This is a genomic window from Leptolyngbya sp. GGD, from assembly GCF_026735145.1.
Classification (GTDB): domain Bacteria; phylum Cyanobacteriota; class Cyanobacteriia; order Leptolyngbyales; family Leptolyngbyaceae; genus Leptolyngbya; species Leptolyngbya boryana.
Window position 1 is genome coordinate 257,612 of record NZ_JAPQKE010000004.1, and the last position, 20,686, is coordinate 278,297.

At 46.7% G+C, this 20,686-nt stretch carries 24 protein-coding genes; 14 read left to right on the top strand and 10 right to left on the bottom strand.

Annotation, left to right across the window (positions count from 1 at the left end):
* The first annotated feature begins 17 nt into the window (after positions 1-17).
* Entirely contained in the window at positions 18-1,379 is a 1,362-nt protein-coding gene (gene dacB / locus OU814_RS20390) for a D-alanyl-D-alanine carboxypeptidase/D-alanyl-D-alanine endopeptidase (protein WP_268241934.1), read from the top strand.
* Here dacB and OU814_RS20395 read toward each other — a convergent pair.
* Positions 1,376-1,597: an Asr1405/Asl0597 family protein gene (locus tag OU814_RS20395; RefSeq protein ID WP_017287076.1), complete on the bottom strand. Its 222-nt coding sequence runs from the start codon at positions 1,595-1,597 to the stop codon at positions 1,376-1,378. The two genes, dacB and OU814_RS20395, sit on opposite strands and share 4 nt — an antisense overlap.
* Positions 1,578-1,952: an IS1 family transposase gene (locus OU814_RS20400; RefSeq protein WP_268241935.1), complete on the bottom strand. Its 375-nt coding sequence runs from the start codon at positions 1,950-1,952 to the stop codon at positions 1,578-1,580. Before OU814_RS20400 ends, OU814_RS20395 begins: the two co-directional genes overlap by 20 nt.
* Positions 1,953-2,190: 238 nt before the next feature.
* Here OU814_RS20400 and OU814_RS20405 point away from each other — a divergent pair, with 238 nt between their 5' ends.
* Positions 2,191-2,721 carry a Dps family protein gene (locus OU814_RS20405; protein ID WP_190647336.1) on the top strand — a complete coding sequence of 177 codons (531 nt, stop codon included), beginning with the start codon at positions 2,191-2,193 and terminating at the stop codon, positions 2,719-2,721.
* A 234-nt stretch (positions 2,722-2,955) separates the two neighbouring features.
* Here OU814_RS20405 and OU814_RS20410 read toward each other — a convergent pair whose 3' ends face one another.
* On the bottom strand, positions 2,956-3,234 hold the full coding sequence (locus OU814_RS20410) for an HU family DNA-binding protein (RefSeq protein WP_017287079.1): 279 nt from the start codon (positions 3,232-3,234) through the stop codon (positions 2,956-2,958).
* Positions 3,235-3,362: 128 nt separating this feature from the next.
* On the opposite strand from OU814_RS20410, the gene OU814_RS20415 reads away from it, so the two are divergent.
* The 4 genes from OU814_RS20415 (at position 3,363) to OU814_RS20430 (ending at position 7,634) form a co-directional block, all read left to right on the top strand.
* Positions 3,363-4,688, top strand: a complete 1,326-nt coding sequence (locus tag OU814_RS20415) for a glycoside hydrolase family 76 protein (protein WP_268241936.1) — start codon at positions 3,363-3,365, stop codon at positions 4,686-4,688.
* Positions 4,685-5,359: an SGNH/GDSL hydrolase family protein gene (locus tag OU814_RS20420; RefSeq protein ID WP_268241937.1), complete on the top strand. Its 675-nt coding sequence runs from the start codon at positions 4,685-4,687 to the stop codon at positions 5,357-5,359. The genes OU814_RS20415 and OU814_RS20420 overlap by 4 nt, the downstream gene beginning before the upstream one ends.
* A 125-nt stretch (positions 5,360-5,484) precedes the next feature.
* Positions 5,485-6,528, top strand: a complete 1,044-nt coding sequence (locus OU814_RS20425) for a hypothetical protein (RefSeq protein WP_017287082.1) — start codon at positions 5,485-5,487, stop codon at positions 6,526-6,528.
* Positions 6,529-6,713: 185 nt separating this feature from the next.
* Entirely contained in the window at positions 6,714-7,634 is a 921-nt protein-coding gene (locus OU814_RS20430; protein WP_268241938.1) for a hypothetical protein, read from the top strand.
* 89 nt (positions 7,635-7,723) lie between these two features.
* Here the strand turns inward: OU814_RS20430 and OU814_RS20435 are convergent, their stop codons facing one another.
* From OU814_RS20435 to OU814_RS20450, 4 genes are read right to left on the bottom strand one after another with little or no spacing between them, the layout of a single operon-like run.
* On the bottom strand, positions 7,724-8,524 hold the full coding sequence (locus OU814_RS20435) for a uroporphyrinogen-III synthase (RefSeq protein WP_051077779.1): 801 nt from the start codon (positions 8,522-8,524) through the stop codon (positions 7,724-7,726).
* On the bottom strand, positions 8,521-9,231 hold the full coding sequence (gene cobA / locus OU814_RS20440; protein WP_026148498.1) for a uroporphyrinogen-III C-methyltransferase: 711 nt from the start codon (positions 9,229-9,231) through the stop codon (positions 8,521-8,523). Before cobA ends, OU814_RS20435 begins: the two co-directional genes overlap by 4 nt.
* Positions 9,232-9,234: 3 nt before the next feature.
* Positions 9,235-10,185 carry a homogentisate phytyltransferase gene (locus OU814_RS20445; protein ID WP_190647326.1) on the bottom strand — a complete coding sequence of 317 codons (951 nt, stop codon included), beginning with the start codon at positions 10,183-10,185 and terminating at the stop codon, positions 9,235-9,237.
* 39 nt (positions 10,186-10,224) lie between these two features.
* Positions 10,225-11,064 carry a methyltransferase domain-containing protein gene (locus OU814_RS20450; RefSeq protein WP_268241939.1) on the bottom strand — a complete coding sequence of 280 codons (840 nt, stop codon included), beginning with the start codon at positions 11,062-11,064 and terminating at the stop codon, positions 10,225-10,227.
* A 513-nt stretch (positions 11,065-11,577) separates the two neighbouring features.
* Between OU814_RS20450 and OU814_RS20455 the strand changes: the two genes are divergently transcribed.
* Positions 11,578-11,877 (top strand): Mo-dependent nitrogenase C-terminal domain-containing protein, encoded by a 300-nt coding sequence (locus tag OU814_RS20455; protein WP_017287086.1) that lies wholly within the window; start codon positions 11,578-11,580, stop codon positions 11,875-11,877.
* Here the strand turns inward: OU814_RS20455 and cobW are convergent.
* Together cobW and OU814_RS20465 are read right to left on the bottom strand one after the other, a co-directional pair.
* Complete coding sequence (gene cobW, locus OU814_RS20460) at positions 11,874-12,917, bottom strand: cobalamin biosynthesis protein CobW (protein WP_268241940.1); 1,044 nt, start codon at positions 12,915-12,917, stop codon at positions 11,874-11,876. The genes OU814_RS20455 and cobW overlap by 4 nt on opposite strands.
* A 205-nt stretch (positions 12,918-13,122) precedes the next feature.
* Positions 13,123-13,839: a biliverdin-producing heme oxygenase gene (locus OU814_RS20465; protein WP_190647320.1), complete on the bottom strand. Its 717-nt coding sequence runs from the start codon at positions 13,837-13,839 to the stop codon at positions 13,123-13,125.
* A gap of 288 nt (positions 13,840-14,127) precedes the next feature.
* Here OU814_RS20465 and OU814_RS20470 point away from each other — a divergent pair, with 288 nt between their 5' ends.
* The 6 genes from OU814_RS20470 (at position 14,128) to OU814_RS20495 (ending at position 19,163) form a co-directional block, all read left to right on the top strand.
* Positions 14,128-14,742, top strand: a complete 615-nt coding sequence (locus OU814_RS20470) for a TVP38/TMEM64 family protein (RefSeq protein WP_017287091.1) — start codon at positions 14,128-14,130, stop codon at positions 14,740-14,742.
* Complete coding sequence (locus tag OU814_RS20475; protein ID WP_268241941.1) at positions 14,739-16,232, top strand: mercuric reductase; 1,494 nt, start codon at positions 14,739-14,741, stop codon at positions 16,230-16,232. Before OU814_RS20470 ends, OU814_RS20475 begins: the two co-directional genes overlap by 4 nt.
* A gap of 73 nt (positions 16,233-16,305) precedes the next feature.
* Positions 16,306-17,163 (top strand): metallophosphoesterase, encoded by an 858-nt coding sequence (locus OU814_RS20480; RefSeq protein WP_017287093.1) that lies wholly within the window; start codon positions 16,306-16,308, stop codon positions 17,161-17,163.
* Between the two features lie 83 nt (positions 17,164-17,246).
* Positions 17,247-18,275, top strand: a complete 1,029-nt coding sequence (locus OU814_RS20485) for a response regulator (protein ID WP_051077780.1) — start codon at positions 17,247-17,249, stop codon at positions 18,273-18,275.
* Positions 18,276-18,412: 137 nt separating this feature from the next.
* Complete coding sequence (locus OU814_RS20490; RefSeq protein ID WP_017287095.1) at positions 18,413-18,610, top strand: hypothetical protein; 198 nt, start codon at positions 18,413-18,415, stop codon at positions 18,608-18,610.
* 64 nt (positions 18,611-18,674) lie between these two features.
* Positions 18,675-19,163, top strand: coding sequence for a Tic20 family protein (locus OU814_RS20495; protein ID WP_017287096.1), 489 nt, complete (start codon positions 18,675-18,677; stop codon positions 19,161-19,163).
* On the opposite strand, the gene OU814_RS20500 is transcribed toward OU814_RS20495, so the two are convergent.
* Positions 19,160-19,957 carry a fumarylacetoacetate hydrolase family protein gene (locus tag OU814_RS20500; protein WP_017287097.1) on the bottom strand — a complete coding sequence of 266 codons (798 nt, stop codon included), beginning with the start codon at positions 19,955-19,957 and terminating at the stop codon, positions 19,160-19,162. The genes OU814_RS20495 and OU814_RS20500 overlap by 4 nt on opposite strands.
* A 189-nt stretch (positions 19,958-20,146) precedes the next feature.
* On the opposite strand from OU814_RS20500, the gene rpsF reads away from it, so the two are divergent.
* Positions 20,147-20,461, top strand: coding sequence for a 30S ribosomal protein S6 (gene rpsF / locus OU814_RS20505; protein ID WP_017287098.1), 315 nt, complete (start codon positions 20,147-20,149; stop codon positions 20,459-20,461).
* Positions 20,462-20,686 lie beyond the last annotated feature (225 nt).

The following is a 20,686-nucleotide window of genomic DNA, read 5'->3' on the forward strand; positions in this document are numbered from 1 at the left end:
ACCCGGAAATCGCTCCTATGAAGCTGGCTCCTCTGGTTTGTGCAACACTGGCATTGTCGATCGCGTCTGAAAGCCTTTTTGCTCCCGTCCGCGCCCAAACACCGCTATTTCCGCCGCCGCTCACCCCGCTGCCGCGCGCGACACCGCTCCCTATTCCACCTCGCACGACACCGCTGCCTATCACGCCTCGACCCACAACACCCGCTCCCACCAATGGAGGCATCTGTCCAGCGCAATTGGGAGGAACGCTCGATCGTATTGTCAATCAGCTTCCAGCCAGTTGGAGCGTTTTAGTTCAAACTCAAGCTCCACGAGGCACACGGCAAAATCTTTATTCTCGCAATCCTTTCACTCAGCTTGTTCCCGCTTCTAATAACAAGCTGTTCACAACCGCTGCTGCTCTGACTCGGCTGGGTGCGCAGTACCAGCTCCGGACTCCCGTTTTCGGCAATAGCAATACTTCAGAGCTTGCAACCTTGCGAGTCATCGGTCAAGGAGATCCAAGTTTCAGTTCGGCACAGTTAAACTCGCTGACGCAGCAACTTCGCCAAAAAGGGATTCGACAAGTTGGGTTACTGATTGGAGATGACACGGTTTTTAGAGGGGCTGATTTTAATCCTTACTGGGATCAAGAAGATCGAGGACAAGGTTATGCACCGCCTGTCAACAGTTTGATGTTGAATCAGAATAATATTTACACTGGCGCAGTCCCCAATCCTGGCAATTACTTTGTCGGTGAGTTTCGGAACCGATTAGCCAATGCCGGGATTCAGGTCAAAGGTTCAACGCTGGTGAAACGGACTCCTGCACCTCCTGGAGAAGTAGAACTCGCATCGGTCATTTCCCCCCCGCTCTCACGCCTGATTTTTGAAACCAATCAGGAAAGCGATAATGCGTATGCAGAAGCGATTTTAAAAACGTTGGGACGGTTGCAAGACCCCAATGGATCGGACTCGACCGCGAGTGGAGTCACTGCTGTTAGATCGATCCTGTCTGAGTTGGGAGTCAATCCGAATCGCTATAGTATGGTCGATGGTTCAGGACTTGCCGATCGTAATCGCGCCAGTGCAGAGGCATTTGTGCAAACGTTGCAAGCGATGGCTGAAGGAGCGAATGCAGATGTATTTCGGCGATCGCTCGCTGTTGCAGGCGTGAGCGGAACCTTAAGTAGTCGATTCCGAAATACCCCCGCTCGCGGCATTGTTTTTGCCAAAACTGGAACAATCTCTGGTGTGGTGTCACTCTCAGGTTACGTTACGCCTCCAGGCTATTCTCCCGTTGTATTTAGTGTGATTGTGAATTCTGGCTATTCTGCTTCGACAGTTCGCGCTTCGGTTGACAGTCTAGTAGTGGCTTTAACGCGATTGCGGAATTGTTAACGACAGTTCCAGCAAGTTTCGAGCCATGCGATTTGGGTCTGACGGGGCGTTGTGATGTGTTTTGCAACGCTCCATAGTTGCACGAGCGCGATTGGAGTCTCGACTTTGACAATCAAAGGTTCATAAGCATTACAGGTACAGGCGATCCCCAATTCGCAAAGCCGGTGATAAATTTGCCAGCGATGACCGCCTTTAATCTCAATAGGATTTAAATTCATAATTTTGCGTAAAAAAATCTTTCTCAGTAAGACTCGAAGACTGGAGTTCCGAATTTGCACAGTTTTGTAAGGATACAGCCTCCGGGGGATCAGGTTCGGATTGCTCTTGAGCATTCATCTGCTTTACCCAATTAATAATGGTGTTGTGGCTAACTCCTGTTGTTCTCTCGATCGCTCTAAATCCGATGCCATCGCGATACATTTTCAGACAAATTTGCTTGGCATCGTCGGAATATCCTTTGGTCGATCGCGCTGCGATAAATTGACGACCACAACTTTTACAGCGGTAGTTCTGTTTCCCTCGGCAGTGCCCGTTTTTATTAATCTGGGTTGAGCCACAGCTAGGGCATTTCATGACTTACTTGTGCAGCAGCATTCTAGGAGAAAGTTGATATGAATGAAACGAAAAATTTCTAGATAAAATCTTTTCTCAATTGCGATTTGAAATGAATAAAAACATACAGAATTTCACTTGATTTCTCATAGAAAATGCGCCAATTATGTAGAAGAAAGTGGTTGTACAGATATCATTCCAGCGTTTCTGAACTGTCTTGTTTTTACAGCTAAGCTCTCTAGATCATTAGGAGAATAAAATGTCCAGCACGCAAGTTTTGATACGTCAATTTGGTCAAATCGCTGAAAACCCAGTTTTACTCGATCACACAACAACCGAGCCAGTTTGCGAAGGTTTGAATGCTTTGCTCGCAAGTTTTCAAGCACTGTATTTGCAGTATCAAAAGCATCATTTTGTTGTCGAAGGTGCAGAGTTTTACTCGCTTCATGAGTTTTTTGAAACAAGCTATGAGGCTGTGCAAGACCATGCTCATGAAATTGGGGAGCGCCTCGAAGGCTTGGGCGGCGTTCCAGTCGCAAGCTTCTCAAAGTTGGCTGAGTTATGCTGTTTTGCACCAGAACCGGATGGAGCCTACAGTTGTCGATCGATGTTGGAGCACGATCTAGTCGCAGAACAGGCAATTATTGACCTACTGCGTCGTCAGGCTGCTCAAGCAGAAAGCCTCGGCGATCGCGCAACGCGCTTTTTGCTAGAAAAGATTTTGTTGGCAACAGAAGATCGAGCATTCCATGTTGCTCACTTCCTAGCACCGGATAGCTTGAAGCGATAGATTTCTGGGTGGTCTAAGCCTCCTTAGAGTAAAAGTTTTTCTCAAAATAAACGCAAGAACCCCACAGCCTCTTCCCCAAAAGAAGGGGCTTTTTATCTGAATTGAGCAGTTTATTGAAACCTCTTCTCAATAAAGAAGATAAGCCAATCAATAATATGTGTCAAGAGTTGGTCACAAAAAAGCTGCTAGTCAGCGCAGCAACAGCCAACTAGCAGCTCATTTTTATGAATTGAATTATTGCGGTGCAACTTTATCTTTGAAGCCTTTACCTGCGGCAAACACAGGAACGCGAGTTGCAGGAATTTGGATCGCAGCACCTGTTGCAGGGTTACGACCTTCACGGGCTTGACGTTCCCGCGCTTCAAAACTGCCAAATCCGACGATTGTTACTTTGTCGCCGCTTGCCACGGTTTCAAGGATGGTATCGACCATTGCGCTGAGAATTGCATCAGCTTCTTTCTTGGTGACACTCGCCTTTTGAGCGATCGCATCAACTAATTCACCTTTGTTCATTTACGTGTCCTCACAATGATTCCTACATTGGTTCGCTGCATTGTAGTGCAAGATTTTCAAAAGTTCAATCGTACTATGCAAATTTGCGTCACAATAAGACACCGTAAGGGTTTGAGGGATATCCGTATATGATCGTACCAGCGACATGCTCTCCAGGAATTGCAGCAGGCATGGCTGCATTGCAGATGTTTTACAACGCCGGGACGGGGCTTTGGGACTCGGCAAATTGGTGGAATGCGGCGAATGCACTCGAAGCCACGATCGAGTATTCAAGATTAACGGATTCACTCACCTATCGAGGCAACATTTTCAATACGTTTTATCAAAAGCCGCGCTACGCAAATTTTATTAATCCCTGGTTTCGAGATGATGATGGTTGGTGGGCGATTGCTTGGATCAGAGCCTATGATCTCACAGGTGAAAAGCGGTATTTAGATCAAGCTAAGTTGATCTTTTGGGATATGACGAAAGGTTGGGATAACGTCTGTGGGGGCGGGCTTTACTGGCATAAGCGCGAATTGAACTACAAGAATGCAATCACAAATGGATTATTGCTATCGGTTGCAGCAAAATTGAATCTCCGTGAACCGGAAGACAAACGATATTTAGAATGGTCGCAAAAGATTTGGAAATGGTATCAGCAAAGCGGAATGATCAATGCTGAGAATCTGGTGAATGATGGTTTAGATTACGAGACTTGTCGAAATAATGGCAAAACGACTTGGACTTACAATCAGGGAGTTTTGATTGGGGGACTCGTCGATTTATATCGGGGGACAAATGACCCTGAATTGTTGCAACAGGCAGAAGCGATCGCCGATGCGTCGATCGTCAAACTTGCCCGAAACGGAATTTTACGCGAACCCTGCGAAGATAACAATGATTGTGGCAATGATGGACCGCAATTTAAGGGCATCTTCATGCGGAATCTAGCAGAGTTGTATCGAGTCAGCCCAAAACTGAGCTATCGAGAATTTATTACTCGAAATGCAGAGTCGATTTGGGCAAATCGCAATCAGAACGATCAATTTGGACTCGATTGGGCAGGAAATGTTGATCAAGCCGATGCGAAACGGCAAACGAGCGCGATCGATGCTTTGAATGCAGCCATTGCCTTGAGAACAACTTGGACAGGCATTCAACCCAAATTGAGCGCTGATACAACAAAGTTCAATGTTTCAGTCGCTTGCTCAGGTCGGTATGATTTGCAATTTCGGTACGCCTCGCCTGAAAGTGCTGTGAGATATTTGTATGTGAATGGAAAAAGTTTGGTCGATCGACAACTTTTCCCAAAAACAGGTGCATTAGATCAATGGCAAACGGTCACCGTTGAGAATGTCTGGCTGAATGCAGGTGATAATGCCATCTCCGTGATTTTTAATTCGAGTAAAGGCAGCCAAAATCCCCTTTCTGTAGGTGCATTATCGATCGATGTGTCGCGCAGGTTGAAATGAACCAGATTAAACAACTCTATCGTCAGATCAAATCTGGAATCGAACTCAGTGTTTGGGAAACGTCGCTGATCAAAGAGCGCATGACCGATTGGGCACAGCTTCAACGGTATGAGCAAGCGAATTGCGATGTCAAACAGGCTGAAGTGATTTTCTTTGGCGATTCCATTACTGATCAGTGGGATTTATCGCTGTATTTTCCAGATCAGTCTTATGTCAATCGTGGAATTTCCGGGCAAACGACTCCTCAAATGCTAGTTCGATTTCGTCCTGATGTGATTAATCTGCATCCCAAGATTGTTGTTTTTCTTGCTGGAACTAATGATATTGCAGGCAATACGGGACATATGACGATCGAGCAAATTCAGAATAATTTTATGTCGATCGCAGATCTCGCAAAGGCACATCAGATCCGACTCATCTTTGCTTCGATTCTTCCGGTCAGCGAGGAACGATCCATCACTCGACCTCTTACCAAGATCCAAATGCTCAATCAGTGGATCATTGAATATTGTGAGGCAAATCATCTCATTTATCTGGACTACTACAGTTCGATGGTGGATGAGCGAGGATATTTGCGATCGCACCTTTCGGAAGATGGGTTACATCCGAATGACGCTGGATACCAGATCATGGCTCCGCTTGCAGAAGCCACGATTCAGAAAGCTCTCTAGTGCCATCTCACAAATGAATTTTACCTATGCAGAAGGATGTATCAGAAATGAATTTTACCTATGCAGAAGGATGAAAAAGCTTTGCAGGAGGGAGAAACTAAAAATGACTTCTGCAATCTAGATTTATGGCACAACCCACTTCTCAAAAAACTGGTAAAAACTTGCTCGCGCTTCCAAGTACGATCGCGCAGCACTCTTTGCGTTTGATTCGGAGCTTTTTACCGAGATTAGGACATGCCTTAGATTTTGTCGATACCATTCCTTTACTGAGAAATCCGATCGTCAGGCGATTTGCAGGAGTGTTGAGATTGGAGTGGTTACTTGGGCTGACAGGTCAAGTGAACCTAGAAAAAGCGGAAGCAGAAGTGAAAAAGCTTCAGCAACAATTTCCGAACGAAACACCGAGCCAAATCTCGCATCGATTGATGGTGAAAAAAGCAATTCAAGCAGGTGGTACGGGCTTAGTGACCAGCATTTTGCCTGGATTTGCTGTGGCATTTCTCGCACTTGATATCGCGGCAACAACAGCACTACAAACTGCTTTAGTCTATGAAATTGCTGCTGCCTACGGATTGAATCTGCGGGATACAGCCCGAAAAGGTGAAGTGTTAGCGATTTTTGGACTCGCACTCGGTGGCGGCAACGCATTGAAGGCAGGCTTGAAGTTTTTACGCAATGTTCCCCTTGCTGGAGCCGCGATCGGTGCCAGTACAAATGCAACGATTCTCTATTCCGTCGGTTATGCCGCAAGTCGATTCTACGAAGCTCAGATCCAAGAGGCTTCTGAAGTTCCCAAGACCGAAACCTTAAAGACGATTCAGCAACAGAGCGAAGCTTATCTCAATGTCGCGATCGCTCAGCAAGCAATTGTGGATCAAGTCCTTGCACATATGCTTTTAGTGAGCTATCCAGAGAAAACTTGGGAAGATATTTTGCCTGAGTTAAAACAATTGCAGTTAGAACCGTCTTCATTGAAGACGATCGCAGCTCACTTAAAGTCACCTCAGCCTTTAGCTAGCTTGTTGGATCAACTGAACTGCGATTTTGCCGCTCCTCTGTTAGCTCAATGTCGTCGGATTGCAGAGAGTACAGGCGGAATTTCTCAGCCAGAAGCAGATGTGTTGAACGCGATCGAGCAAAAGTGTCAGACTTCATTCATCGACGCTTAGCGATCTGTTTTAAACAGATCTTAAAGGATTGACGTATTGAAAGAAGTTTCTAAGCGCCAATAGGGTTTATCTCGATCAACTGCAGCCAAAAGGACAAAACTCGCGTACATTACAAGGTAGAGAATCGAGGGTGTTTTTATCGGGGTGGTCGCCTTTGTCATAAACTTCTACAAGATTTGTATCGTATGTTCTCAAAAAACTACGGGACGGGTTCCTTGCGAGTTGCGACCCTTGCACTAGCAGGAGCGATTGGACTAGTTACGTCTGGATGTGAAAATTCGACGCTCTCCAGTGTCCCCCAAGTACAAGCTGGACCGACTCCACCTCGACAGCCACAGATTGCACCAGTCTCTGTGGCGCAAGCCAGTTCAGCCACTAGAACGCGAAACTTCACGGTTTCAGATGGAATGAGAACAGTTGGAACGATGACGATCGCTGCAGATGGAACCGCAATTCTGAAAATTCAAGATCCGAAAACTTCGGCTGTCGAATATCACGGCAACTTCTCTAGTCCAGCTGCTCTTGACGATCGCAAAGCGCCTCTGCCCGAAGTCAATCAGGTCTATCCACTCACGCCTGAAGGGCAGAGTGAGAATCGCTGCGTGAGTGGGGATACAGCTTGCGAATTTCCGCTCAGCCAAATGACCCATCAAGTCTCGGAAGTCGCTGTGCAAGATGAGAGTCTGGTCAACCATGACGATCGCTTTATCTATCAAGACTTTAGCTCTTCTTTCTTCCAACAAGTGCTAGAAATCAATCGCGATTGTGGACTCAGTATGGTGGCTGCTCCCTGCTCTACTCGCGTTTATGCTTTCAAAGACGGCAGCCTGACGACGAAATTTATTGACACTGAATCGACAGAAGAATACACAATGATGTTCCAGCAACCTGTGACAGAGGAAGTCGCTTTCAGTTATCTCGCAATCTTGAATGATGGTAAAGCAGTTGACTTCACTTCATCTACATCTGACCAACCCCATTCGCAAAGTTGTCCTGATGACACTACACGCACTGCCTCCTACTGCAAAGCTGAACTTCTTTTTAATGCAGATGGAGCCGTGTCAGGAGTCAAATTGACTCATATCAAACCGAAACGGAATGGTTAGCAGGAATAGACGGGGAAGTGTATACCGCCCGCCACGCTAAAGCAAGAGGACTAGCTGAATAGGGAGCAATACCCCGATATCAACTTTGCTTAAGTGTCCATTTTCAGACTTGCCGATCGCACAACTGCTTGAATTAACCCTTCCAAGGTAAATTCTTCGGCTTCAATCTCAACGCGCCCTAACAAGGCTCGACAAGTTTTAGAAGTCTGTGGACCGATCGACGCGAACCGCACTTTCTCTAAATGTTGGCTCCAATTATCCCCGATCGCTTTTTGCAACAATTCGCAGAAATGCTTGACGGTTTTAGAACTCGCGAAGGTAACGATATCAACTTTGTGAGCTTGAATCGCCGCGATCGCAGTTGCATCTGGAATTCTCGGACAAGTGGATTGATAGGCGGCAACTTCTGTGACAATTGCCCCGCGATCGCTAAATGCACGCACGAGCACATCCCGCCCGCCTGTCTCAACGCGCGGAAACAAAATTTTCTTTCCTTCGACCGAGACTGGAAAATTGATCACCATCGAATCCGCCACAAAATCTGGCGGGATAAAATCTGGCTGTAATCCGCGTTGTCTCAATCGCTGAGCCGTTTTCTCGCCCACAACGGCAATCTTAATGCCCGACAGTCCCCGGACATCCTGAAGTTGAGAACCCAATCGCTCAAAGAAATAATCGACTGCATTCGTCGAGGTCAGAATTAGCCAATCGAATTCGTTTATTTTCGCGATCGCTTGATCTAATCCCGCCCAACTCGACGGAGGCACAATCTCGATCGTCGGCATTTCCAGCACACTTGCGCCATAGTTTTGCAGCGAGTAAGCGAACTGACTCGACTGTCCTGCGGCGCGGGTGACGATGATAGTTTTGTTAAAAAGAGGCAAATTCATAAAAACGATCGCAGTCGAACGACTTCCCCAATCACGATCACACAAGGCGATAATCGCTGGGGTGTCACCTGCGACAGGATTTCATCGAGTGTACTACTCCAGATTTCTTGTTCAGGATGTCCAGCCCACCGAATAATTGCGATCGGGGTCTGTTCTGATTTTCCCTGACGACGTAGCTCTTCGACAATTCGTGGTAAATGTTTACCTCCCATTAAGATCACGAGCGTGTCAATTTGAGCCAAGACTTGCCAGTTTAATCGCTCAGGTTCATGCGCTGTAATCACCGTAAATCCACGGCTTAAGACCGGATCAGTCAAGGGGATATGGGCGAACAGCGGAGCGGCTAAAGCTGAGGAAAGACCGGGAACAACTTCATAGTCACAATTTGCCGCTTTGAGCGTTTGAATTTCCGAAGTGGTTCGTCCAAAGATGAACGGATCGCCACTTTTGAGCCGAACGACTTTTTTGCCCTGTTGACAGTGCTCAACGAGTAAGCGATCGATATCTTCCTGCTTCATGCTAGGTTGTCCCCCTCGCTTCCCAACATTCAGCTTCAAACAGGTGTCCGCCACCAATTCTAAAAACTGCGAATCGACCAACGCATCGTAAACGAGAACTTCAGCCTGAGTGAGCAACTGATACGCTCGCATCGTCAAATTTCCAATATCTCCGGGTCCTGATCCCACTAAAAAAACTTTGCCTGACATCGCTTAACCCAGAAAACAAGCAGCCGGAAAAATCAAATATTCTAAGAAAAACAGCTTCCAAATGACTTGATAAAAGCGAGCGACTTCTACTTTGTCGTGTAGATCGATTTTGTAGCTGCGAAACCACAAGGTTGCTAATACTATCAGATGGCTCACCATCAAAAAAGGCGCATTGACACCCGGTAAAAAAGGCGCGATCGCCACAATCGATAGATAACACCCGGTCAAAACTGCCCGCGATAAATTGAACACCGGGCGCTGTCCCAGTCTCAAGGTCAATGTGCGAATGTTGTATCGTCGATCGCCTTCTGTATCTGGCATGTCTTTGAAAATTGCGATCGCAAACGTAAACACCAAAATAAAGATGGTCAACGCCCAAACTTTCGCGGGAATGGGAAAGCCCTGATTGAAATGCAAGAACAATCCCAAATTCACGATCATGCCTCTGACCGTAAAGATGCACAGCGATGCCCAAAACGGAAATCGCTTCAATCGCACAGGCGGCAAAGAGTAGAGTGTGCCGATCGCTAAACTCAGCCCAACCATTCCGAACAAATAAGGACTCTGGGACGCGGCAACTGCGATCGCGATGATTCCTGTCAGTACCACCAGCAGTCGCCCTTGCTGAACTGAGAATTCGCCCGAAGCTAAGGGAAGATGCGGCTTATTAATGCGATCGATCTCGATATCTTCAAGTTGGTTCAACCCCACAATGTAGACATTGCCACACAGACAGGCAATCAGAGGCGCGATCAACAAGGTCGGATGCAGCAATAATTCGCGATTGCCAGCAAGCACGATCAGATATAGCCCCAACACACTTAATGACGTTCCAATCACTGTATGAGGGCGCGAGAATTTCCAGAAAGCATAGAGCCAAGGGGCATAGCGTTGAACGAGATTCGATGATTTATTCGATGACTTGTTGGATGATTTGTAAGAAGTTCGACTCATAACTTTCTGGAATCTTGACCCCTAAACCCTACCGTGGTTCTAAACTTTCTTGCCGCAAAGCAAGCCAAATTTAATTAATCCGCGTTTGTACCCTTGCTGCATTGATCCCAGCGAGAGCGCGGCTTGAATGGTTGTCCAGCCCGATGTAAGCAAGCCAAAAATTGCACCAGGTGTAAAAGCGGAATCGATCACAACATTCCAAAATGGAGCCACAGCCGTTGACCAGTCTGCGGTTTGGATGTCTTGCAGTCCGATCTCTTGCGCGATCGCGGTGTATTCCGGCAATGAGATCACATACGGCAAGCAATACACGCGATAAATCTCAGCCAACCGTTTGCGATCGTCGATCGTCAGTGGCACTTGATCCGTCGGACGATGACACCAAGTTGCCATAATAAACGTCCCACCCGGTTTAAGCACTCGATAGCATTCGGCTAAGAATTTCTGCTTATCCGGCATGTGTTCGCCGCTTTCCAGCGACCACACTAAATCAAAGGAATTATCCTCGAAGGGCATATTCAGCGCATCAGCGACTTGAAAATTGGCGGAAATCTGAGCCACTCTCGATCGTTCTTTTGCCCGATTTGCCTGCACTGGACTCAGGGTGATTCCCGTTGCTTCCGCTCCAAATTTTTCAGCCAAATAGAGCGAACTTCCTCCGATGCCGCATCCGACATCCAGGATTTTCTCTGCTGTTGTGATCCCCGCCCACTTCAGTAATTCTTCGATCAGATCAATCTGTGCCTGTCTGCGCTCCTTTTGGGTCTTGCCGTCTGCGCCGTAATAGCCGTGATGCATGTGCTCGCCCCAAACTTGCTCCCATAAGCCAGAGGACGCATCGTAAAACTGCTGGATTTGCTCAGATAAGGTTGAAGTCATAGACAGCCCTAGGAAATGTATTCAATCTATCAAATTGATTGATAAGAATTCGAGCATTTTAATCTTAAGAAAATCTATTGATTATGAGAATTGAAGATAGTAATAAAAAATACGAATTTGCACAGTTGATGCTGTAGCCCTATGTTTATGTCTAAGGATGAATACCAACAGGAGTACTTTTGCTTGGGGGTGAAGAAAAAACTACCCTGTTGGATGCTGTGCGCTGCTTTCGGGGATCGCTTTAATTAAGAATATCTTGAAAGAAAAGAGATAGAAAATCGGATCGAAATCTAATGCATAGGTTGAGAGATTCATACATAGATATGGGTATGTTGAAGCTGAAATAAGCAGAATTGATTCACTGAGTTAATTCATCAACACTTCAACTAACTCTCTTCTGAAGTTCACGGAAATCTAAGACTGCTTGTGTATCTTGTAAGTGAGAAAACACAAGTTCTTCTCTTCTTCTCTCTGTTGATGGCTACTCTCTCTCGTTTGTCTGGAAGGTCAATTATGTCTGAAACCCATTTCGACTCCAACTTGATCGCTCGCCCACCTCAAAAGTTCGATTTCCTACAACCACTCCGCAACTGGTTCGACTCGATTCAAATCCACGATCGTAGAGCTGCTCACTTCGTCTGCAAGCTGATTCCAGCACAATGCCCGTTTGAACGCGATATCAAGCTGTTTGGACGCACGATCGCGCATATCCCCCCCATGTGCAAATTGAATCCCCTGTATGACCAATTTGTCGGTCTAAGATTCCGAGCATTGTGCTATTTAGTCGATGAATGCGGCGAAATGGTCGTCTAAGCAAGCTTCGAGATTAATTGAGTCGAATCGAGATCTTTACCAATAAAGACCAGTCGAGTTTGTCTCAGTTCATCAGATCGCCACGGTCGATCGTAGAAATGCTCAAACCTGGAACCCACCCCCTGCATGACGAGCCGCATTGGTTTATTTGGCACTGCCACGAACCCTTTGACTCGATAAATCTCCTGCTCCTGGACGAGTTTTTCTAAACGCGATCGCAACTGTTCCGGATCAAAGGCTTGATCCAAAATTAAATGAGTCGAGTTAATCTCATCGTCATGGTCGTGTTCTTCTTCTGTATCGTGATGACTCGGACGCGCTTCTAAATGATCTTCTACCGCCGCATTGAACCCTAGAAGCAAGTTTGGATCAAGCTCTCCTGCCCGCCCATTTTCCACAATTTTGACAGCTCTTGGAAGCTCCTGCTCGACGAGCGATCGCACATTCTCCTGAGCCTCACGGTCTACGAGATCCGTCTTATTTAAAATCACTAAATCAGCGCAAGCTAGCTGATCTTCAAACAATTCTTGCAGCGGCGTTTCGTGGTCAAGATTGGGATCGGCTTGTCGCTGTGCTTCGACCGCTTGCAAATCCGCCGCAAGCGTTCCGGTTGAAACCGCTTCGCAATCGACAACGGTGATCACACCATCGACTGTAGCTGCATTACGAATCTCATGCCAGCGAAATGCTTTGATCAACGGTTTTGGTAAAGCTAAGCCAGAGGTTTCAATCACGATCGAGTCTAAACTGTCTCTGCGCTTGAGCAATTCCAACATCGTGGGCAAAAACTCTTCTTGCACTGTGCAGCAGAGGCAGCCGTTCGTCAATTCGACAATATTACTCGTCTCATTAGTCGTCTCGTCTTCGGGGCAAACCTGGCAAGATTTCAGAAGTTCGCCATCGATTCCCATTTCCCCGAACTCATTCACCAACACAGCAATTCGCCGTCCCTGATTATTTTGTAACAGGTGACGAATCAGCGTAGTCTTTCCACTTCCTAAAAAGCCAGTAATGACAGTAACCGGAATCTTCGCAGCCATAAATTCAGTCCATTTAGTCTAAAGCTTAGATTCTCAGAAGTTGGATGTTTGCAAAATCCCGACTTCTCGCATCACGCGGAATCTTTCACGATCGCGCTAATCATACCAATTCCAACAACGAATCCTGAAAACTTGATGGGTTTCTTCACCAAGCCTCCAGGATTCAAAAAATGAGAATTTAATCTCAAGACTCGAATTATTCAGCCTATTCAGCCGTTGCCAACTCTGTGCTGCCGCGTGCGCGTCTGCGGGTCAACGCATTGAACAATGCTTGTCCAATTGCTTTGATCAGGTTGCCTTCTAGCTCTTTGAACATGTGCATGTTCATGCCAAACGCATCGTTTGCTTCTTCGACAATTCGATCAGCAGTTGCTTCATCAATGTCCATCGAATCCAAACGCGCCCGATACTCTTTCTTGAAGGCTTTCTCATCAGAGATATGTTTGAACTCATAGAAGCTCGTGCCTTCGCCTTCTGTGAGATTCATGCCGTTCTGAGCGATTTTCTTGAGAATTTGACCACCCGACAAGTCGCCAATATAGCGCGTGTAAGAGTGAGCAATCAGCAACTCAGGATTGCTTTGTCCGACTTGATGAATTCGAGCGACATAGGACTGAGTGGCATCCGACGGAGCGACTTGATCGCGCCAGTTCTTACCGAAATAGTAAGCAAGATCCTGTTCTAGCGTTTCTTTCCGTTCAAGCTCTGGGAAGTAGATTTTCGACAAGATCGGATGATCTTTGTGTCGGCGCATCTCTTCTTCCATTGCCGAATAGACAAAGTAAAAGTTTGCAACGAGCTTGCGATAAGATTCTTTCTCAACCGTTCCTTTCAAAAAGCACGCGATGAATCCGGTGTTTTCCGCCATCGTGTGAGCTTTCTTGGTTCCTTCGCGAAGTTTTGTTGCTAAATTACTGCTCATTCTAAACTTCCCAACACTGTAAATTTAAGTGATCTGCTGACGTGTCATTTTACAGATGATCCCAAGTTTTAGCTTAAGGGCTTGTATCCATTGCTGTGTAAGGCTTTGAATCAAGAACTTAATGGTGACCGTAGAAATCATCATGTTGCGCTATTTGTTAAGGTAATCCGTTTTGATGAGCGTTTTTATTACAAATTCTTACATCGGATGCAAGCTGCTCCTCGATACGAGATTCACGTTACTTTAATTTCAGCACTCTATTTTTTAGTAAATGCTACTTTTTAGTAAATGCTACAAGATGCCCTGACTTGGATTCAAAATCTTGGCGCGACAGGCGCGATCGTGTTTATCCTGCTCTATATGTGCGCTGCTGTTCTCTGGATTCCGGGAACGCTGCTCACGCTAGGGGCAGGGCTTGTCTATGGACTTTTTCTTGGTTCACTTTATGTAGCAATTGGGGCGACTTTAGGCGCGATCGCAGCTTTTCTAGTCGGACGATATGTTGCGAGAGATTGGGTATCTCAACGCATTGAAGCCAATGCGAAGTGGAAAGCGATCGACCAAGCAGTTGCAAAAGAAGGATTGAAAATTGTTATCCTTACCCGATTGTCTCCCGTATTTCCATTCACGTTATTAAATTATGCGTTTGGTGTGACCCAAGTTTCATTAAAAGATTATGCGCTCGGCTGTTTCGGCATGATTCCAGGAATCATCATGTATGTCTACATCGGCTCGCTTGCGGGCAATCTAGCAACTTTAGGCAAAGCACCCTTGAGTTCAGAAGCACAACTAGCGCAATGGGGACTTCGGATAGTTGGGCTAATCGCTACAGTAGTCGTAACAGTCTATGTGACACGAATTGCGCGAAAAGCGTTGCAAGATAGCGGGGTCGAAGATTCATGAGCCTGATTTCTCCTGATGATGTTCACAATCAACTCTTGGTTTCGCGGGTGCATCCGCCGGATTGGGTGAATCCGCAACCGAGCGATCGCTATGATTTGGTGGTTCTAGGCGCAGGAACGGCAGGTTTAGTCGTTGCAGCAGGAGCCGCCGGACTGGGGATCGGACTGAAAGTGGCGCTGATCGAAAAACATTTAATGGGCGGAGATTGCTTGAATGTCGGCTGTGTTCCGTCTAAATGCATGATTCGATCGTCGAGAGTCGTGGCTGAGATGCGAGATGCTCGATCGTTTGGTGTGATTCCTCCGGATACGATTGAAGTCGATTTTCCGGCTGTGATGGAACGAATGCGTCAATTGCGAGCAGGCATCAGTGAAAATGATTCAGCCGATCGATTTAAGAAATTAGGCGTGGATGTCTTTCTGGGTGAAGCGAGCTTTTTGGATCGCGATCGCATTCAAGTGGGAGATCGCGTTCTCAACTTCAAAAAAGCCGTGATTGCGACTGGAGCACGGGCGCGTGACCCTGAAATTCCAGGATTAGCAGAAGCAGGATATTTGACGAATGAAACAGTTTTTTCATTAACCGATCGTCCTCGTCGCTTGGCTGTGATTGGCGGCGGTGCAATTGGCTGTGAATTGGCACAGACCTTTCAGCGCTTAGGCTGTGAAGTGATGCTATTTCATAAACATGCTCGGTTACTCGATCGAGAAGATCCTGACGCTGCCGAACTGCTTCAGCAAGTTTTTCTCGAAGAAGGCATTCGCGTGATCTTGAATTGCAACATTGATCAAGTTAGATCTTCTCCTGAAGGGAAAGTGATCGATGCAAACGGCGAGAGCTTTGTCGTCGATGAAATTCTTGTGGGTGCAGGTCGTGCCCCGAATGTAGAAGGATTGAATCTGGAAGCGGTGGGGGTGAACTACGATCGCAAAGGTGTCAAAGTCAACGACTATCTGCAAACGACCAATCCGCGCATCTATGCAGCAGGTGACATCTGTATGGATTGGAAATACACACATGCGGCAGATGCAGCAGCACGAATTGTGATTAAAAACGCTTTGTTTTCACCGTTTGGGTTTGGTCGATCGAAACTCAGCAGTTTGACCATGCCTTGGGTCACTTACACCGATCCCGAAATTGCGCATGTCGGGATCTACGAAAGCGATGACGCTGAACTGATTAAAATCACCTTAGATAAGGTCGATCGTGCGATTGCCGATGGAGAAACCAACGGCTTCATCAAATTACTGCATCGAACAGGATCAGACGAAATTCTTGGAGCCACGATCGTCGCGCGTCATGCCGGAGAAATGATCAGCGAAATCACAACCGCGATCGTCGGGAAACGCGGACTCAACACCTTATCTACTGTCATTCATCCTTATCCCACTCAAGCCGAAATGATCAAAAAAGCCGCAGATGCCTACCGCCGAAAACTGCTCACTCCCACTAGCCGAAAACTCTTAGGACTGCTCACCAAATTTTCTTAAAGCGTTCATGAAGGCTTCACCGCTGACATCGGTTCAGAATTGTTAAGCTAGGAGCGCGCTATAGCCAGATGATATGCAGCCCCTATTCACCCAGTCGCTTAAGGTCGAAACCCTAAATTTCACGATCGACAACCTTCCCCCTCACCTGCATGGGACAACACTCGTTCAACTCTCTGACCTGCACTTTGACGGAGAGCGATTATCTGAAAAAATTCTGAATCAAGCGATCGAGATTACCAATCAAGCCGCAGCCGATTTCATCGTCATCACAGGCGACTTTGTGACTGATGATCCGCAGCCGATTTATGAACTTGTCCATCATTTGAAACAGTTAAAAGCCAGATCAGGAATTTATGGCATTTTGGGCAATCACGACTTATATCGCCGCGATAGTCAGCAAATTATCATTGATGCTCTAGCCAACATTCATATCCAAATTCTCTGGAATGAAATCGTTTATCCGGTTGGATCAGAACTTGCCCTAGTTGGACTCGCAGACTTTTGGTCGCCTGCCTACAAACAATCTAGCGAAGTCATGGATCAACTTCCTGCCGACTTGCCGCGCATTGTGCTCGCTCACAATCCCGACTGCGCCGAATCCCTACAAAAATGGCGAGTCGATCTGCAACTTTCAGGACATAGCCACGGTGGGCAAATCATCATTCCAGGCATTGTCAATATTTCAGCCTTTTGCGCCTATCTCTATCGCATCCTTCCCAAGAAAATCAAGTACAGAATTCCAGTTCTCGCTGCCTGTTACCGAGTTATGAAACATTGGGAATGGGTCAAAGGACTGCATCACATTGGCAAGAATCGACTTTATGTCAATCGTGGATTAGGAACTTACTTTCCAGGTCGATTGTTCTGTCCTCCTGAAGTGACGATCATCACGCTGAATGCTAGCGATTGTGATTCTCCATCCCCGCGCTGATCAATTTCCTCGGTTGCGTGACCATACTGGAAAAGGCAATTTAGTTTTGCCTCCTATTGTTCAGTGACTTAGGCGTTTCCCGTGTGAATGACCTAGACTTGGAGCGACCCACCATCTTGGTAGTAGACGATCATCCTTCGAGCCGGATGACCGCTGTAGCTTTGCTTTCTGTAGAAGGCTACGATGTCATTGAAGCAGAAAGCGGCGCGACTGCACTTGCACAACTTCAGCAAACGAATCCTGACCTGATTTTGCTCGATGTGATGATGCCAGGCATGGATGGGTATGAAGTGTGCCGTCGCCTCAAAGAAGATGAACTCACTCGTTTAACGCCAGTCGTCTTTATTACAGCATTAGACGATCGCCGATCGCGGCTCCGCGGCATCGAAGCCGGGGGCGACGACTTCTTGACCAAACCCTTTGATCAATTAGAACTCTCGGCACGAGTCAAATCGCTCGTGCATCAGAAACGCCTGAATGAAGATTTAGATCACGCGGAAAAAGTGTTGTTCTCAATTGCGAGAACCGTTGAAAGTCGCGATCCAAATACTGGAGATCACTGTGAAAGACTGGTGATGCTGGGAAAAGCATTCGGTGAATTTTTGGGATTAACGCGATCGCAAATTCGCGACTTGATGTGGGGTGGATATTTGCACGATATCGGCAAAGTAGGCATCCCCGATGCTGTGCTGCTGAAAACAGGACGACTCACTCCTGAAGAGTTTCAGATTATGAAACAGCATGTACTGATCGGCGAAAAAATCTGTCAACCGCTGCGAACCATGCGCGGCGTTGTCCCGATCATCCGGCATCATCATGAACGTTGGGATGGGTCTGGCTATCCGGATGCCTTGAAAGGCGATGACATTCCTTTTTTGGCACAAGTGTTTCAAATCCTTGATATTTATGATGCGCTGACCAGCGAACGCCCCTATAAAAAAGCATTTTCACCTGAAGAAGCGTTGAGAATCATTGCAGAAGAAACAAGAAAAGGCTGGCGTAATCCAGATTTGATTGCAGAATTCAGCGATTTTATTCAAGCGATCGAACTGCAATTCAAGAGTGAACCGATTTGGTTTGAAAAATATGTCAAAGCAGTGAATCGTATCTGACAGTTAAGCTGTATCAGAATTACCTTACTTTTCAAAAAGCTTGTTCTAAAATAGGCTCAAGGGTCAAGTGTAGAGCGCTTTGAATGCGATCTGAAGATTCATGAAGTGTGTGATTTAATCATTCTTTTGGAGGCGCGATGTTAGTCATCCTAGCGGGCGAACAACTCCTTTCACCCCAGCAAGTTTGCCAGAACTGCTTAATGGCAGATCAAAGTGGACAACCCAGATGGCGGCAGGGTCAACTGCGTTGCGGGCAGGCAATTTTGAAACTGGGGGAAAAGACCCCAGATCAGTTTGAGTGCCAGATGGGATTTCGGGTGGCAAATATTGAATAAGGTGGAAGTGCGCTATTCTGGGCGTATCCCAATTCATCTGAATACGAACGAGGAGAACTGAGTTATGACGTGGCGCGGCTCTACAACGGTGTCTGATCGCATTTTTGCTTGTCTAGTGTATCTCTTACCCTTATTAGATGTAGTGGGCTTCGTTGGGCGGATCTTGCTGGCGACGGACTCGTTTCTCAGTCCACTGGTTGCGATCGTTGCCTTGCCGCTGGCTCCACTCCTCTCGATTTACACCGGATTCATTCCGTTAATTGTGTTCTTTGCGCTGTTCCTATTGGTGGTGCGCAACGAAAATGTGCCGCACTTTATCCGATTCAATACCATGCAAGCGATTCTGTTTGGAATTTTATTGAGTTTGGTCAGCATTATCTGGCAGTTTGCGCTATCCCCTATTTTTGGTATGGGCTTGTTGACGCAAACGCTATTCAACGCTGTCTTTTTAGGGATGATTGTGGCAGTCGGGTATTCGATCGTGCAATCTGCATTGGGACGTTATGCAGAAATTCCCACGATCTCAGATGCCGTCTATATGCAGGTGCGCTAATCCTGTAATTGGGCTTGGCGAACGGGTAAGCGTTCGCCAACCGTGTTTTCTAAGAAGCCGATGCCTTCGATTTCAACCCGAACTCGATTGCCAATCTGCATGGCTCCCACACCTTCAGGAGTGCCCGTTAAAATCACATCTCCAGGGAGTAGGGTCATCACTTGGCTAATGTAGGAGACTAGGAAATCCGGTGAAAACACCATATTTCCGATCGAATCAGATTGAACGGGGGCTTCATTCAAAAAAGTTTGGATGCGCGCATCGGGATTAATTTCTCTGACAATCCAAGGACCTAAGGGGCAGAACGTATCGAAGCCTTTGGCTCGCGTCCACTGCCCATCTTTTTTTTGTAGATCTCGGGCAGTGACATCGTTTGCGATCGTATATCCCCAAATTTTGCTGTGGGCTTGTTGAGGGGTGCAGTCTTTTGTGCGATCGCCAATCACTAGCGCTAATTCTCCTTCATAATCGACTCGCTCAGATTGCGGTGGATACAAAATCTCAGCGTCCAACGGAATGATGGTGGTGGTGGGTTTGAGGAATAAAAGCGGCTCTTGGGGCACAGGGGTTCCCATTTCAGCGGCATGACTGGCGTAGTTTTTGCCGACTGCAATAATTTTCGAGGGCGCACAGGGGGCAAGCAGCCGATATTCAGCGGCATTTAGTCGATGCTCTGTCAGTTGTCCTCGATGCCAAGGGGGAGCGTCTAAAACTTGAACAGTGCGATCGATTTGCAGTAAGCCGTAATAGATTTTGTCGTCAGGGGTTTGAACGCGGACATAACGCTGTGCCATAAGAAATTAATCGTATTTTGCTAGACCGGGGAATAGAGCGCGACGAATCATTCAGAAACTGGTATAGAATTGTAATTCCTTGCCCTTTCATTATTGGGGTTTCCCAACCTAAATCAAGCGATTTTTGTCTGATTGTTGGGCGATGCTGATCACTCGAAAGAGCCATTTAGACCATAAGGAGTCGATTTCATGAGCCAGTTGTACGAAACGATGTATATTTTGCGTCCTGACATCGGGGATGAAGCAGTCGATCAAGCGATCGAGAAGTATCAATCGATCTTGAAGGAAAACGGTGCGGAGATCATCGAAACTCAGCATCGGGGTAAGCGTCGCTTGGCTTACGAAATTGAAAGACAGCGCGAAGGTGTTTATATCCAAATGAATTTTAAGTCAGATGGAAGCCCGATTGCTCAAATGGAACGAGCAATGCGCTTGAGTAACGAAGTGATTCGCTATTTGACCGTGAAACAAGAAGAACCGAAAGCGGAAGCTGTCGAAGCTTAGGGCTAACCGCTAATTCATCAACATCTGGTGCAGTTGATTCGGTGCCAGATGTTTTGTTTTGAGGGTCTAGACTTCATGCAGATCAATGCACCTGATCAGAACCCAAAATCGCTCAACCTGATGGGGACTGATTTTAGTTTTCTCTGAGGAAATGTTAAGTTTTCCATCGATTATGAGCGTTGAGTTGGGAATGCTTGGAGGAGAAAGATTGCAGCCTAAAAGCCC